We start from the raw sequence: 15,643 nt of genomic DNA, 5'->3' as shown, positions 1-15,643 counted from the left end.
AAGTCGCCGTCTTGGGATTTAATTGATAGTGAAAATAGTCTGCACACTCATAAATTGATGGAGCGTGATCAAATAAGTGATACTTTTTAAAGAGTTGTTGCTGTAAATCAACTTCCATCACCTGTGGCAATTTGATTCCAACCTGTTGTAAGAACAGATCATCAAAAGTAGAATTGCCAAAGCCAATTAAAGTATCAGCTTGGCTAAAGAGCTTTTGAATGGTTGGCAAGTAATCGTTTAGTGGTGGTTGGTTAGCAACATCTTCTGGTGTGATATGGAAGCCTTGCAGAGTCGGGTCCCAACTTTTAATTTTTACTGGTTTGAACAAGTGAGAGAACACAATGTTACCAAATAAATCGGTGATAGTTAGGTGAATAATTTCATCACTTTGCCAGTCTAAACCAGTAGTGTCAATCCAGTATATAAATGGAGTATAGTATTTTACCATTTTTCAAATCCTCCAGCGCAAAATAATATATATTTTTGGCAGATTGTAAAATTTAAGTTGAACATTTAAGTGGACAGAAAAACCCATCAAGGTCTTTAATGGTGTTACCTCAACATTCCATTAGAAAGAAGGACCTTGATGGGCACCACTATTTTATCATTCCAGCACCGCATTGTCATTGAAACGCTTCATAATGAAGGACGTTCCTTGAGATATATCGCTAACTACTTAGGCTTTAGTAAGACCACGATCTTTAATGAACTTCACCGACTAAATGGTGAGTATCAGGCTGAGCTAGCGCAATCTGACTGCGAACGAAAGGTTAGTCAACGTGGGCGAAAGTCTTCGCTCACTAAAAACCTTAAGCACTTGATTGAGGAAAAGATTCTAACCCAGAAATGGTCACCTGAACAAGTTGCCCATGTGGTTGGGATTGCCTACAAGACGGTTTATAACTGGATTGATCAAAAATGGCTTGATGTGCAGTTATCTGATTTGCCTGATCATGGAATACGTCGCCATCGCGCTAAAGAAAAGCGTGGTACATTCAGTCACGGCCGCTCAATTGAGGAGCGTCCTCATAAAATCGAAACTCGCCAGGAATTTGGCCACTTTGAAGCTGACACCGTGCTTTCTGGCAAACGTAAAGGTCAAGCTGTGGCTACTTTTGTGGAGCGTAAGAGTCGCCTGACAATTGTTAAACGGCTCCATGGTCGCGATAGTCAATCCATGACTCAAGCCGTACTTGAACTAGCTAGTTAACTTCAAGACAAACTCAAGACGCTGACCGTAGATCATGGTAAAGAGTTCGCTAACTACCAGGCAATTGAGCAGCTAACTGGTACTCCGGTTTATTTTGCCCATGCTTATTCACCACATGAACGCGGTAGTAATGAGAACCGTAACCGAGTTTTACGGCGCTTTATTCCCAAAGGCCAAGCTATTGAAGAGTTAAGCGATCACAAGCTGGTTCAAATCAATTGGTATCTGAATTCCCGGCCACTTAAATGTCTTAACTGGCATACACCAATCGAGATCTTCTTGCTTAATCTGCGTCATTAAATTCGTTCAAGTTATTTCTTGCAATCTGCCTTTTTGAAAACTAAGCTATATTATTTTGCTCTACCTGTTTCCGGATTCGTTGCAAAGTTGAAATTGATATATCAAAAGCACTCGCAGTCTGTTTATAGGAATGAGTAAGCAAATACTCATAGGCAGCTTGGTAGTGCGGCAGGGCGTCCTTCATGATAATCAGACCGGTGCAGTTTAGCATAACGTTTGCCTTCTTGTGTTCGGTCCACAATCATATCCCGTTCCATTTCCGCCACTGCCAAGAGAATGGTCTTAACTAATTTACCTACTGTTGAGTTTTCCAACATGCCAATGTTGAGCACATTGATTTTCACTCCTTGGTTCATCAATGGGTCAATTACATTTAATGCTTCCCGGGTATTTCTAGCTAACCTATCCAGCTTAGTAACCGTAATCACATCACCCGGCTTTGCCAATTGGGTTAGTTTAGCAAATTGTGGGCGGTCAGTAGTGGTTCCGGTAAATTTTTCAGAAAAGATACAATCCGCACTGATTCCAGCATTCTGTAATTGATTAATCTGATCTGCTAGTTCTTGTCCCTTAGTAGAGACCCTAGCATAGCCATATTGTGTCATTTCAATCCATCCTTTTTGACCATAAGTTTCTGAACATCATTAAAGCTTGATGTTATAGGCTCAGCCACTTCATTCAAAAAGCTAAAAGTTTTTGAACAGGCTTGCATTAAATATAGTGCGGTTTGATGGAAATCTACATAGCTAAGGTGAAATTAGGTGTCGGGTAAGCTGACACATTTCAGCAGATGTGCGACACCATTTTTGACACCGTATTTTAAATTTTGAATAGTGCTAGTTATTAACTCAAATGGTGTCGATTTGGTGTTAGTTAAACTGACACCAGCAGATTATTGTTATATCAAGCATTGGGACACTTTTCAATAATTATGGTGTCAATCAAGAAATGATGGATAAAGTCAGTGGTATCAAGGTGTTGAGAGGAAAAGTGTCAAAGGTGTCAAGTTTGGAACAGAACTTTTTTAAATTAACTAATTAAGAAGGTAAATAATAGTAATTAATGTTGAAAAGAGTAGTTAATAGTTATTTATTATGTTTTCATCTAAAACCTGACACAACCGACACCAAATAAATTGGGCAACCAAGGTAACTTGACATTTACTGTTAATACTTGAATTAGCCTAATGTTATGAATCCTAAAAAGCTTAATTTAGCTATTCAGTTAAAAAGAAGGTGTCTAATCAATAGTTGCAAGAAAAGTAATTCTTCAACATCCTTATAAAATTGTTATAATAAAAACAGACTAAGTTAGTAGTGGAATCTGAAATCGACGGATCTCAGATTCCACTACTTTTTTGTTAAAGTAGTAATGAAGTTGACATGTCGCAGTGCACTTTGGCAATCTATGTCGTAATAAAAACTGGCAACTTCATTAGTTCTACTTAGAATCTCTTCAAAGTCTGTTGGCAGAAAAAGCCGTGTATTGAAAATTAGATGTGTAGAGCTAAATGATTGAACTTCAAATGGAGATGATATTGTTATGCGTTGCGTATTTGGAATAGATGTAAGTAAAGCTTCAATGAATATAGCAATTGTAGTCAATAAAATTCTTGTCAAAGAGGACAAATTATCATTGAATTCTAAGGGTTTCAAATCCCTGAATCAATTAATAAAAACTTTTAACAATCCAGAGATAGTTTTTGAAGCTACAGGTGTATATTCACGACGACTTCAATTTTTCTTAGATCATCAAAAGCTTAATTATGTCTGTATGAATCCATTAAAAGCGAAAAAGCAGTTAGATAATTTAAGACCTAATAAAACTGATAGAAACGATGCTCGTCGTTTAGCAGAAACGCAATTCTTATTAAATCGCTTGTTTACGTATAAAATGAATCCTATTTACCATGAACTTATGGATTTAAGTAGATTTTATCAAGAAATAGTTAGAGATTGTGTAGTTAACAAAAACAGACTACATCGTGCATTACAACTAACGTTTCCAGAAATAGAATCATTAATGTATCAGCCTAAAGGCACCTTCTATTGGAAACTAGTAAATCAGTTCAGTGATCCTAGAACAGTATTAAAAATGAATGGTAGTTCCATTGAAAAAATTATTATTGAGAAGGCTCCTGATAATACATCTGCTGAGAGAACAGCTAACTTAACCGATAAATTACAAGAATTAGCAAAGTTTGCTTATCCTACTGTATCAATTAAATCGAGTCTATATTATCAAATCAACTATTTAACTCACCAATTAATAGTTCTGGATAATCAAAAAGCATTAATTATTGAAAAGATGGTAGAATTGGCTAAGTCTTTGCCTGAATATGACTGTCTCCTTAGTATTCCAGGATTTGGAAAAACTACAGTTGTTTCTTTAATCGGTGAATTAGGTGATATTAGAAGATTTAAAAGTAGTAACGCACTAAATGCCTATATTGGAATAGATCTTCGTCATTATGAATCAGGCAGTTATGTAGCGGCAGATCATATAAGTAAACGAGGGAATCCTATTGCCCGTAAAGTCTTATTTAAGGCTATTCAAAATATAGCTACTGTTGCCCACTACTATCCAAATCATATTAACGATTTTTATCAAAAGAAAAAACAGCAGTCTTCTGGAAGAGGAACTAAGAAAGTTGCTATAGCCGCAATGCACCGTCTTATTAGAACTATTTATCATCTTGTTAAATATAACCAAGTGTATGATTATGGCACAGCAAAGTCATAATTTCTAACCAGTTATCATAATATTTTATTATCCTCATTCATATAATCAGTGAGGTTCCTTTTGGTATACTCTTATATTGCAGTATAAATGATAAAAACCTCTGTAAAATTAAAAGAGAACCCCTTTCTTAATAAGAAGTTCTCTCTAAAGTGAAGTGTTTATTTACTTGACTTTACGTAGAAAAAGTGCACTGGCGACCACCAATGCACGAGTTGTCAACTTAGAAGCTGATACCCTTGAGGGTGCACTCTGTTGCGCTTGACTGGTGGTGTATTGCCGTACACCAGAACAAGAGCGCTACCGTTAAGCTATCAGTCTAATTGTTGAATATAATATATTCTCATTTACGGTTATATTATAGCATGGTTTAGCGACTTTGACGACCGCTTGGCTTTCAGGCTGAGCGGTTTTTCTGTATCTTAATATAACTGCTTTATCCATTAGTTTAAAATCTTTAAATCAGGGTCTTGCAGTAAATATAATCAAATTTACATAGTCAAGCTGAAGTTCGGTGTCAGCTAAACCGACACATTTTAGCAGATGTGCGACACCATTTTTGACACCGGACTTTGTATTTTGAAAAAGGCTAGTTATTAACTCAAATGGTGTCACTCTGGTGTTAAGTTAGCTGACACCAGCAGATTACTGTTATAGCAAGCATTGGGACAACTTTTAATAATTATGGTGCCAATCAATAAATAATGACTAAAGCTAATGGTATCAAGAATTTGGAAGAAAAAGTGTCAAAGGTGTCAGGTTTGGAACAGAACTTTTTAAATTAACTAATTAATGAAGAGAAATAATAGTAATTGATGTTGAAATTAGTAGTTAATAGTTATTTATTATGTTTTTAGCTAAAATCCGACACAACTGACACCTGTTTAAGTCTAGTATTGGTTGAGCATGTAAAGAGCACGCTGTAAAGAAGCGTAAGTTGGAATGTTGAATGTGAAAATACCCGTAGCCTTATTAATTTGAGGTTATGGGTATTTTCACTAATGAATAATACTGCAACAGACTATTAGAAATGGTGTTTGGCAATGGGCATTTAATATGATCATTAACTTTATTACTGTGAATTGATTAAAATGTTTGACTATAAATTAGAAAATTGACGGCTAATTCAGAACTTTTATAAGAAGAATTTAGCTAAATTTAATGCGATTTTGATACAAAAATACATTGGTTTAGCTGGTTAAGCATTATCTAACAGTATTTACGTTATAAATAAAAAAATATCGAAAAAATTTAAACTTTTTCGTCCATTGATTATTAAATTTTGTATCATGAATATATAAATAAATATTAATAATAAATCAGTTAAGCCTAGGAGCGATTATTATGATAAAGCAAATAAGAGCAGGACCTATTCAAACAGAATAATTATATAAAAATAACAAAAGTCAACAATGAAATCGAAAGGAAGTTTTTAATATGGCCAATGGTTTAGTAAGAAAGAAGACAGATCCTAAATTTTACTTTGCAGTTTTCATTCGCAAGCACCACGGAAATTATAATGGCGGGATTGGTATTATAATTCCTCACCTTAATGTATTATTTCAGATCACTAAATTTAGCGGTATGGCAAAAGAAGCAACGGGTGAGCATTTCTTTTCTAATGCTTATGAAAAAATATATGAACCATCATACTCTAATCTTAGGATCGTACGGTATTCAAGATTTTCTGATCTAGTAGAGGCACATTCTGAACTTGAACATCCAGTTTTTCAGGAAATCTTCGAAAGACGGCTACATGAGATCACCAATTGTCGAATTGATGATCGAGGTGTCTTTAGAGTTGTGGATAATGATCCAACGGCAGAAACGGACTTTGGCCTCATTAATGTTCGTATGAAACATTATTTCAAGAAAATGAAAAGTGGCTGGCCCGTAGAATGATTGAGGTGAAACAGAATGTTAATCGATGATATTGGAATTATGACTTTCCCGAGCACACCTTCTTACCTGCTTCAAGCAGAAATGCTTCAACTAAACAAAGAGTTTAGTGGACGTTGTGAGGACGAGTCTGGTAAAAGCGAAGCAATAAAACTACTACCAGAGCAGGTATTTAATGAATTGGTTGCCAAAGGGCCATTCCAAAATAATTCCAAATCAACGTTTGAGTTCACTAAGAACGGTATTTATAGTGCCAACAAAGTAGTTGCACACAATGTAGTACAGATTGATGTGCATTCAATGCTTCCCACCTTTGCTTATGAACTTGGTCTTTTAAATAGTCAAAATCAAGCTCTATATAATAGGAAGAAATCGATTGAGAAAATTGATGGTTATAAGGCTAATCCTAAGCTAGTTCAGGAGAGGACGGACATCAAATTCCGGCTTAACCAAGCATGTTCTACTAATGATAGTGGCAGAGGGAGATATGTTAATCGACTACTCCCAGTATTCAGCTCCATGAATTTTATGTTTGATGTTCTGAACTACTGGGGACTGGATAATATTTTAGCTTGTCTTAATGATGGTTTTATTATGCAGATCGGTAAGAAGTTTGAACAGGAGTTTTCCAGGTTCGAACAATATTATCAGGAACAGATTCCACATTTAACTTTCTCTACTAAGAAGTGGAAGTATGGAATTATTAAGAACCCGCAGGAATATATACTGATCAATTCACCAGCAGATTATAAGTGTCGAAACCATGAATTCGATGTTAATTCGTTGTATCAACGGGAAACAAGACAAAGCTTGAGGACACTTAAACTAAATGAGGTTGATCAAGACACTTTAGCATTGGTCAAAGAAAAAGAAGGAGAGGTGATTAGAGTGCTTTATCGTTACATGTTTGAACCAGATGTTGATGGTTTAGAGGCTTTGGATGAACAAGAACGATTCAAGGATCTGGACAAAATTCTTCAGCAAGCTGGGGTTAATGATGTTGAATACAAGGTACCGAAGAAGCATTTCTACAATGTTTCCCTAGGTGATGATAATGACCCTGATGACTGGGCATATCAGTTCACAAAGCGGGCATTACAGAATCAGGTCTTTGCTACTGAAGATAAACTGAAAAGTGGAGTTAATTTGTTGGACCAGACTATTAAGATTTATGAAATCCAAGATATTGATGATTATTTGGATAATAGCCGAGTTCAAATCATCAATAACTATATTCCGTCAGTTATTGACCCCATGGGAAATGACCAAACTATTGAAAAGTGGTTAGAGTATGAGGTAAATAAGATCCAGCAAAGTAATGTTAATCTGGCTTACCAATACAACCTGCTTACTATGACTGCTCAAGCTTGGGCAATTCAAAATGATGAGAACCCTAACCAAGTGGTTAAGTATTTAACCAAGCTAAGAAAAAAGCAGGGATTGTCTCAGCTGGATATGGCCGATATGGTATATAACGATCCGAATACCGTTGTGATTAATGGTCAGCTGATGGTGAAGGATAGTCATAATGTTTACAGCTCTAAGGCTTCGGTGGTTAATCATTTGCTGAAAAAGTACATGAATAAGAAGCAGAAGCAACATTTTGACTTGGTTAAAAATAATGTTTTAGCACTGCTTCAGGACGACAAATACCAAGACACTTTAGGGAGTGGCTTCAATTCCGATACCCAGACCATCTGGTTGAATGGTAAAGGTAAGATCCAAATCGATACACAGTATGGTCATGTGGTTGGACATCATGTGAACGTTAACTATAGTCCGGGCATTGTTAACAGCACAGAATACTATCAGGTTAATAATTTTATTAAACATCTGGCTCCTAAACAGGAGCGTCAGCTAAAAGCAATGCTTGGGCTAATTCCACTCCAACATACAGAGATTATGAAGGAATTAAGAACTTTTATTGTACTAAAAGGTAAGAGTGGTGCTGGAAAGAGTACATTAGCAAACTTGCTAGAAAAAGTTTTTAATGATCCTGATCAGATTGGTTCCAACATCATTTCTAATACACAGAATGTTAACAAAGCTTTTACTGATGGTCATTACATTGCTCTTAACGATACTAAAAGCGGCATGTTAATGTTATGGTTCGATGATTTCCAATCTTCCAGTCGGAACAATATTATTACTGCTAATGCGGGAACAGTAATTAATGGAGTGATTTCTGGGGTAGCACAAAATGCTTCCGCAAAATATGAGCGGGATCATCCAGTAACATTACCTTCACTAATCGTAATTGCGACTAATTCTATACCGCAAGTTACGCAGGAAGGAACCGCAGCTAGAATGTTCGTGATTGATTCGCCAAAGACACTCAAAGAAGATCCGATTAAAGATGAGAACGGCAATGTTATTAAGGTTGCTGATTTTATTAATAATCCGAAGGTATGGCAAGCATTGTTCTATATCATCATGCGGGAAGCTGCTAATTTAATGAAAATGACTGATAAAGAACGGGTAGAAATCTTTGATCATAAGTATTCAGCAGCATCTAAGTTGTCATTATTAAATGATTCCTTAGAACTGTTCTTTGAAAATCAAGGAATCACTTCACCGTACGACCTCATTGGAATGCAGGCTAATAAACTCTTTAATGTTTATAAGGATGAAACTAAGCAACCAGGGGTATCTTATCGGTCATTTACGGATCAGCTAGAATTGTTGGGGCTTGTACTGAAACGGAAACATTTTAATGGAAGAACTCTCCAGAAAGTGATTTGTTCTACTAATGATCAGCTAACTCAAGAAAAAATGAAAGCCATGCTCAATGACTTCAATATTATGCCAGATCAAGTAAATAGTGTGGATTTCGATACTGGTGAAATAAGGTCATTAAAGGCATGGCATCACGGTTACGAAAATCTAAAGGATAAATACCCTCACGCCAATGAAGTGTTTAAACCATTTAAATTCAGTAACTGACAAAAATATTTAATTACATTAATTTTAACATAGAATTTCTATTTGAATCTGAAAGGAAGAATAAAAATGAAAATGAATAGAGGATATAAGGCAGCATCGTTTACTAATAAGGAATTTGCAGCATGGTTTGACGACATTAATCTGGTCATGAATCAACAAATCGATGATAATCCACTTGCACTAGTATGGGGTGAAGATGACGAGATTGAAGGAGTCTATTTCCCTATTGAAACGTATAAAGAATTAACGCGTAGCTTGAAAAAAAGTATTGTCGAATTGAAAAATAAGAAGGGTGGAAAAGACTAATGTTAATCAATTAGTTAGAAGAAAAAACGGTGAATGTTAAAAAGACTAAATTTTCGCAAAAGTTTAACGCACTTGATACTTATAGCGGCACAATAAAAGCATCAGTGAATGTTTATGACGACGAATGTCAACTAGTGGGAATTTATTTCCCGAGGGTGACCTACGTGAAAGTTATTAATGAAATCGAAACATTACGGAATGAAATTCAGCGGTTAAGGAAGGAAAATGGGCATGGTTAAAGATGAAATTGTTAACTTGAAGACACTAGCGGACATCATTGGTTGCAGTAATGGTTACATTTATACCCTAATCCGGTTGGGTATGCCATACCATCAGTTGGATCCGAAATCGAGACGCTACTTTGTGGTTGATGAGGTAGTTAATTGGTTGAAAACAGCGGGATTCAGGCAAATCACAACCTGGCGAGCGCGTTAATATTTTATTAATGTGCTTGGAGAGTGATAACCTGTGACGATTAAATTAGTAACCAATAAAAATAGTAAGCATTGTGGGCAATACTGGATCAGACCGCAGACCAGTGTGCATGGGAAACTGATTTCGGCACCGGTTCACTATGCGGAAACAAAGTCGAAAGCTAGGAAAATTGAAGCGGATCTCATTGATCAAATCAAGACAGGCCATGATTTCAATACGGGCAGTATGTACTTACCACAGGCTTTATCTGAATGGATTAATAAGCAGATCAAAATGGAACGCTGGAGCCCGGCTTCCATTAAGACTTGGCAGTACACCGAAAAAATGGTGCATTGTTACCTTGGCGGGGTAAAGGTCAGAAACTGTGATGAAGATACGATCAGAGAGTTCATTACTACCTATGCCAGAGAGCACCATGCCAGTATTACTACTCATTCAACTGCTAGTAAGCTGTTGCAACAATTACGGACCTACTTTTTGACTCTGGAGGGCGACGTAATTGTTAAGTCACCAGTTCCTAAACGGCCAATTGATTACTTCTTTAGAAAGGATGAGCAGTCCATCACTAAAGAGAAGTATGCGATGACGGATCAGGAGTTTCAAGCCTTTCGGCAAGCAATTCAAGATGATTTGAATCAAATTCCAATTCAACGTTGGGTAGTTAGAATGGCGTTATGGGTGGAATCGGAAACCGGAATGCGGCCACAGGAAATTCAAGCGTTGAAGCTAGCTAATCTCACCCAAGATGAAGGTCATTGGGCATTTCGGATTAATGATTCCTATTCCGAACTGACTAAAGGATTAAACGGGCACTTAAAGGCCCGTCGCAAAGGTGAAAGTCGTCTAATGCCACCAATAACTCAGCAACTCTACGACCAGCTACAAATCTTTAAGCAGAAACAAGAAGAGTTCATTAAAGACAAAGGTCTACAAATCACTAGTGACTTACTATTTTTGAATTTGACGGATTATCGGTTAGCTAGATTGGGCTATCCGGTAACACAGCGGTCGATGAATGACATGTTAAAGGAACTTTGTCGTCGAATTGGTGTTAATAATGGCGACCTGCCACTGAGTTGTTATACGCTTAGGACTACATGTGGAACCAGATTAGCAAGACTTGGTGATTACAGTTACGCTTGCAATAGATTGGGTAATTCATTAGCTGTCTATATGCGGTACTATGTGAAGACCTTTAACACTGGTTATAGTGGATTGATGGATCGTTATTTGTCGATGTAAAAAATAGCCGTGCAATTTAGTTGCATGGCTATTTTTAGTAGGTGAGTTTGTTAATGATATAAAAATTTAGTCAATACAATTAATGATGACGTAAGTCTTTAAAAATCGGAGAAAAATGCTTTATATAGTGTAATATATTTTTATATAGTGTAATATAGAGTTAGCTGAATAGTTAAGTATAATATAACTGTTCATGTTGTTTAATTAAATGTAATATCAGGTTGGGAGTATATTTTGCGATTATATCATGGTACTACAACCTCAAATGCTAAAGAGATACTTAAATCTGGTAGGTTTCATAGCAATTTACACATTATAGAATCAATTTTGTATGAGGGTGAACGAAAGAAGTTTGAAATTCCTGGATCATTGGGATATGGAACATATACTTTCGTAGATGACCCAAGTATGGCATTGCGTTTTATAAATAAATTTGGTATGGACAGTCAGGTTTTACAAGTTGATGTAGATATTGAGAATTCTGATAGTATTTTAGATTTTACAAATCCCGATCATCGGAAACAATTTAGAATATTTTCTCAGAATTCGCGAAATGTCCAAAAAGGCCAATAATATTTTTAATGCAATACCAGGTAGACCTAATGGTAAAATAGACTTATTTGCTGGTATTATGACAGAAATGTTCATTGTGTATTTGAGGAAAAATGGTATTTGTATTAGGTTTGAAAAAAAACAAACAGAAACATTTTTACCACCGTTTAACAACAGTTATCAAAGACTCGGGATACCTAATGGTACAGAATTTACTATTAGATACCCTGAAGACGTTAAGTCAATAAAGCCGTATAATTTTAAGGAGGAATCATAATGCGGATTGAAGATTTAAATATAACTCAACAAAGTGTTAACGATTTCTTTGATGAAATCGATACGGATGCTTTAGTGGAAAGTTTAAAGCTATCTTTTAATGAACAATCAATGACTATCAGTGAAGGTAGAGCAACTTATTCTCTAAAAGAGCAGAAGGGTTACTACATGAAGGGTGCAAGTAATCTGTTTTCTAACATGAAAGAGGTTGCGTAATGGTTGTATTAGAGTTTAAGGGTTATCATATTCTAAAAATGGAATATGAACGTAATCTGAAGTTTAATTCCAAAGAAGATGAAGCAAGCTTTAATCCTAACATCAACATTAGTTTCCATAAGAACAGTGATAAAGAAGCTAATGTTGTTCTTGACTTTTCATCTAAAGATGAACTTCCTTTTAACGTTGATGTACAGATAGAAGGAATGTTCAAGTATAATGCTGAAGAAGATGAGGCAAAGTTAGGGCTTGATAATTTGCTTAAAAAGAATGCAACTGCAATACTTTTCCCGTACTTCAGAATGGTAATAAGTCAACTTACTGGAATGAGTGGTGAATATCCTGCGTTAGTATTACCGACTATGAATATCGGTAATTTAATAGATAAACAGGATAAAAAGTAGCATATTAAGTAGATTATCAAACTATTGCTCTAAAAGGGCTTTGGAGTTAATTATATAAACTTATTTAAGCTTGAAGAATTTTTGAAAATGGTGATCTAAAGTCCCATAACGATGCTATTTGAACAAAGTTTCTGACCATGCATTTAACGCATAATCTTAACACGTTTAAGGTGGAATCCTTTTACATCAAGGACTGAATTACCCTAAAAAAGCGACTTTAGTGAGCACTACAAAGCACATATAAGCCTGTAATACCAGCGATTATCGTTGGCGCTACAGGCTTTTTTCGTCGCTTAAATGGCACTGCTTTAACACGTTTGTTAACACGGGCGGATGTTGGCAAGTGATTTTTGAGTGGCGGAAGTGCTTGGATTGTTGATATAGCAAGGATAGTCGCGTGTTAAAATGTGTTAAAGTATTTTATTGACTAAGTTGTAAATTAACAAACTATTGTTAGTATTGGAGATGAGGAAATGATATTAGCAGATATTACAGTATCTTTAAAAAATCCGCTTTTTAGTGTGGACCATATTATTGCTTTTGTAGGGATTATTTTAAACATAGGGACGTTGGTTTTTGCTATATATTCAAATCATAAAGCTAATGTTGGAACGAGTAAGCGTCAAGGAAAGTTAGAAGAACATCAAGGTATTATAGAGAATACTCAAAAAGAAATATCGAGTAATTTAAATAGTACAGCTAAAATTCTTGGTAAAATTAATGGCTCAATTGAGAAACTGAATAAAGAACAAGAAGAATTAGCCAATAGAATCAGCAACATCCAGGTTGTTATGCTTCAGTCTGAATATAAAAACTTCTTCAGTGAGTTAAGTAATCATAATTTACATGTTAGAAACCTTTTGATAATTATTGATGAATATAAGAAAGATGGAAGTAGTCCAGAAAGGAACGATAAGTTCCGTTATATTCTTGAAGAGTTTCAAAATGACTTTATTTTCTTTGCTCGGTATAATGTTGAACATAAAATAAAAGAAAGTTTTCCTCAAATGTTAGCGTTGAGTTTTGATAAACTTTATCGCAAATATGAGGTTATTAATAATAAAATAGATAGTATAAATGATATTTTTGACTGTTTTGAGCCAATTCAAGATTATTCAAGAGCTCTTGGTTACTTTTTAGAAAAAGTATCAGCTAAATGACTGTACTGTATTGTCCGAAGATATAAATTAAGTGAAGTTCCCGTCATATAAGTAGCTGAAGTACCTGAATCGCTAATATAGCAAGAATAAGCGTAGTTGCTAATTGTTACCATCATTGTTGGTGAAATCTATCACTTTTTTGATTATTTTAAAATTGGTTCTTGCTTTCCACTTTATAATTTGATAGAATAATTTTTGTTGATTAATGATGCTCATTTAACCCAGTCGCTAGAGCATGTTATTAAAAGATTCGAATCACACTCCTTTTAAATAAAGAAGAAATATATAACGGTCAGTTAATAATTAACGATATAAGCAATTACTTAATAAACTTTGACAAAGCAAAAGTTTATTCTAGCTTAAAGGTAATCATTTAGATAGAATAATTCAAAATACTTTAGATTGCCGCCATGTCAGCTTTTGACCATAGTTTCTGACCATGAAATTAACATAAAATATTAACACGTTTAGAGCCGAATGCTGTCGTACCAATACTTCAGCTACTACAAAACAGCGACTCTAGTCAGCATTTTATAACAGTGAAAAGCCTGTATTAACAACGTTTAACGTTGCTAGTACAGGCTTTTTTGTAGTCCTTTTGGTAGGTGCTTTAAACACACAATGATATTAACAGAAACTTTTTGAAAGTTGAAGCCTTGTAAACGTTGGTATACCAACGTTGATCGCGTGTTAAAACGTGTTAAGATATTAAAAATTGGAGTAGTTTTACTCAATTCAAGAAAAAAGCTGATTTAAATTGAATATATTATAAAATTTATTTGAATTATAAATATTATTGTGATAATATAATGATACAGGTTTGGTAGTTCCTTGGTAAGATAAATGGTAGTGATTTAAATGGTTTACCCAAACGGATTAAACGCTAATCATTGTTCCCTAAATACTTGGCTTAATGCCTCGAATCTGTTGATCAAGAAACAGATTGGAACCTATATATAAGAGTATAGACTGGTCTTTGATACCAGTCTTTTTTTGTTACTTGGAATCTTAGTACCTGGTCAAAAAATAATCAGACCTGGTACCAATTAAATGGTTATCATATTGGGAGACTAATTCTCAATAGTTTAAAAGATATGGTGATATATATAGGTAGAGACAACCCAAAATAGTTTTAGTACGTGGCTTCGTAATTTTTAAGCTAGGTACTAATTCATCATCAATTGACTTTGGTACCGGGCTTCCAAAAAGCGAAGCCCGGTACTTTTTTATATTAGGGTAAGTAATTTGATAGCCAACTATATTAAAGCTCCATACGGATCAAACTGGACGAAATGGGGAGCACTTCTATTGAGTACCTGGTCAAAAATTTTTCAAGCCCGGTACTCATGATAATAAAAAGTACCAGGTCTCTAAATAATAAAGCCCAGTACCATTAATCATCGCTTATTTTGCTGGTTATTGAGTAGGTTCAAAATACTTTGACACAACGTTTCTGAATATTGCAGATCGTAACTGTTTAATTGCTCAACTAATTGTTGTTGCAGTGGACCAGCATGATGTTCTTTCATTTTACCGCTCATTAACTCATCCATTGAAACATTTAATGCTTTAGCCAGACTTTGTAAGGTTCCGGCTTTAATATCCGTAGCCGCGCCACGTTCAACTTTTGAAATAAAGTTAATGGAGAGGTCACTTAATTCTGCTAGCTTTTCTTGGGTCATACCTAGTTCATGACGCCGACTTGCTACATTTATTCCAATTTTGTTCATATTATACCCTCAATCTTAAATGCTTATATACCAAGGATATGAACTAACTGAAATAAAAATAAGTTCTAAGAAAACTGTGTTATTATAATACGTGTAGAACATAATCTAAAGTTAGTGTAAGATTTTCATAGGTTGGATGAATAAATCATCTGGTCGTGAAAATCCTTTTTTCTATACCAATTTGCTTATTTACAAAAAAAGAAAAGACCGGTAGCCTTTAGTGTGCTGAAT

At 35.1% G+C, this 15,643-nt stretch carries 12 protein-coding genes and 2 pseudogenes; 11 read left to right on the top strand and 3 right to left on the bottom strand.

Translation table 11 applies throughout. From position 1 onward, the window contains the following. The coding region (locus HUK45_RS08840) for a 3'-5' exonuclease (protein ID WP_191912005.1) at positions 1–448 on the bottom strand (448 nt) is incomplete at its 3' end. Between the two features lie 138 nt (positions 449–586). On the opposite strand from HUK45_RS08840, the pseudogene HUK45_RS08835 reads away from it, so the two are divergent. Then, positions 587–1,510 (top strand): annotated as a pseudogene (locus HUK45_RS08835) (IS30 family transposase). Positions 1,511–1,550: 40 nt separating this feature from the next. Here HUK45_RS08835 and HUK45_RS08830 read toward each other — a convergent pair. Further along, a pseudogene (locus HUK45_RS08830) lies at positions 1,551–2,115 on the bottom strand (recombinase family protein). Positions 2,116–3,052: 937 nt separating this feature from the next. Between HUK45_RS08830 and HUK45_RS08825 the strand changes: the two are divergent. The 10 genes from HUK45_RS08825 (at position 3,053) to HUK45_RS08780 (ending at position 13,682) form a co-directional block, all read left to right on the top strand. Continuing rightward, positions 3,053–4,252 (top strand): IS110 family RNA-guided transposase, encoded by a 1,200-nt coding sequence (locus HUK45_RS08825; protein WP_187549765.1) that lies wholly within the window; start codon positions 3,053–3,055, stop codon positions 4,250–4,252. A 1,434-nt stretch (positions 4,253–5,686) separates the two neighbouring features. Beyond that, complete coding sequence (locus HUK45_RS08820) at positions 5,687–6,151, top strand: hypothetical protein (RefSeq protein WP_191912002.1); 465 nt, start codon at positions 5,687–5,689, stop codon at positions 6,149–6,151. Between the two features lie 15 nt (positions 6,152–6,166). Continuing rightward, positions 6,167–9,091, top strand: a complete 2,925-nt coding sequence (locus tag HUK45_RS08815; protein WP_191912001.1) for a P-loop NTPase family protein — start codon at positions 6,167–6,169, stop codon at positions 9,089–9,091. 66 nt (positions 9,092–9,157) lie between these two features. Then, complete coding sequence (locus HUK45_RS08810; protein WP_191912000.1) at positions 9,158–9,397, top strand: hypothetical protein; 240 nt, start codon at positions 9,158–9,160, stop codon at positions 9,395–9,397. A gap of 231 nt (positions 9,398–9,628) precedes the next feature. After that, a complete protein-coding gene (locus HUK45_RS08805) occupies positions 9,629–9,832 on the top strand; it encodes a hypothetical protein (RefSeq protein ID WP_191912004.1) in 204 nt (67 codons plus the stop codon). A 33-nt stretch (positions 9,833–9,865) separates the two neighbouring features. Continuing rightward, positions 9,866–11,074 carry a tyrosine-type recombinase/integrase gene (locus tag HUK45_RS09760; protein WP_328797172.1) on the top strand — a complete coding sequence of 403 codons (1,209 nt, stop codon included), beginning with the start codon at positions 9,866–9,868 and terminating at the stop codon, positions 11,072–11,074. Positions 11,075–11,308: 234 nt separating this feature from the next. Then, complete coding sequence (locus tag HUK45_RS08795) at positions 11,309–11,647, top strand: hypothetical protein (RefSeq protein ID WP_191911999.1); 339 nt, start codon at positions 11,309–11,311, stop codon at positions 11,645–11,647. Positions 11,648–11,902: 255 nt separating this feature from the next. Beyond that, entirely contained in the window at positions 11,903–12,118 is a 216-nt protein-coding gene (locus HUK45_RS08790; RefSeq protein ID WP_191911998.1) for a hypothetical protein, read from the top strand. Continuing rightward, positions 12,118–12,522, top strand: a complete 405-nt coding sequence (locus tag HUK45_RS08785; protein WP_191911997.1) for a protein-export chaperone SecB — start codon at positions 12,118–12,120, stop codon at positions 12,520–12,522. The genes HUK45_RS08790 and HUK45_RS08785 overlap by 1 nt, the downstream gene beginning before the upstream one ends. A 473-nt stretch (positions 12,523–12,995) precedes the next feature. Next, positions 12,996–13,682 carry a hypothetical protein gene (locus HUK45_RS08780; protein WP_191911996.1) on the top strand — a complete coding sequence of 229 codons (687 nt, stop codon included), beginning with the start codon at positions 12,996–12,998 and terminating at the stop codon, positions 13,680–13,682. A 1,397-nt stretch (positions 13,683–15,079) separates the two neighbouring features. Here HUK45_RS08780 and HUK45_RS08775 read toward each other — a convergent pair. Continuing rightward, a complete protein-coding gene (locus HUK45_RS08775) occupies positions 15,080–15,412 on the bottom strand; it encodes a helix-turn-helix domain-containing protein (RefSeq protein ID WP_191911995.1) in 333 nt (110 codons plus the stop codon). Positions 15,413–15,643 lie beyond the last annotated feature (231 nt).

It is taken from the genome of Limosilactobacillus urinaemulieris (assembly GCF_014838745.1).
Taxonomy (GTDB): Bacteria; Bacillota; Bacilli; order Lactobacillales; family Lactobacillaceae; genus Limosilactobacillus; species Limosilactobacillus urinaemulieris.
This window is presented reverse-complemented; position numbering and strand designations above follow the sequence as displayed.

Bases quoted from the DNA above. Each gene is read 5' to 3' on its own strand.
- HUK45_RS08785 (WP_191911997.1), top strand. From the start codon at position 12,118: ATGGTTGTATTAGAGTTTAAGGGTTATCATATTCTAAAAATGGAATAT.
- HUK45_RS08815 (WP_191912001.1), top strand. From the start codon at position 6,167: ATGTTAATCGATGATATTGGAATTATGACTTTCCCGAGCACACCTTCT.
- HUK45_RS08790 (WP_191911998.1), top strand. From the start codon at position 11,903: ATGCGGATTGAAGATTTAAATATAACTCAACAAAGTGTTAACGATTTC.
- HUK45_RS08810 (WP_191912000.1), top strand. From the start codon at position 9,158: ATGAAAATGAATAGAGGATATAAGGCAGCATCGTTTACTAATAAGGAA.
- HUK45_RS08825 (WP_187549765.1), top strand. From the start codon at position 3,053: ATGCGTTGCGTATTTGGAATAGATGTAAGTAAAGCTTCAATGAATATA.
- HUK45_RS08805 (WP_191912004.1), top strand. From the start codon at position 9,629: ATGGTTAAAGATGAAATTGTTAACTTGAAGACACTAGCGGACATCATT.
- HUK45_RS08775 (WP_191911995.1), bottom strand. From the start codon at position 15,412: ATGAACAAAATTGGAATAAATGTAGCAAGTCGGCGTCATGAACTAGGT.
- HUK45_RS08780 (WP_191911996.1), top strand. From the start codon at position 12,996: ATGATATTAGCAGATATTACAGTATCTTTAAAAAATCCGCTTTTTAGT.
- HUK45_RS08820 (WP_191912002.1), top strand. From the start codon at position 5,687: ATGGCCAATGGTTTAGTAAGAAAGAAGACAGATCCTAAATTTTACTTT.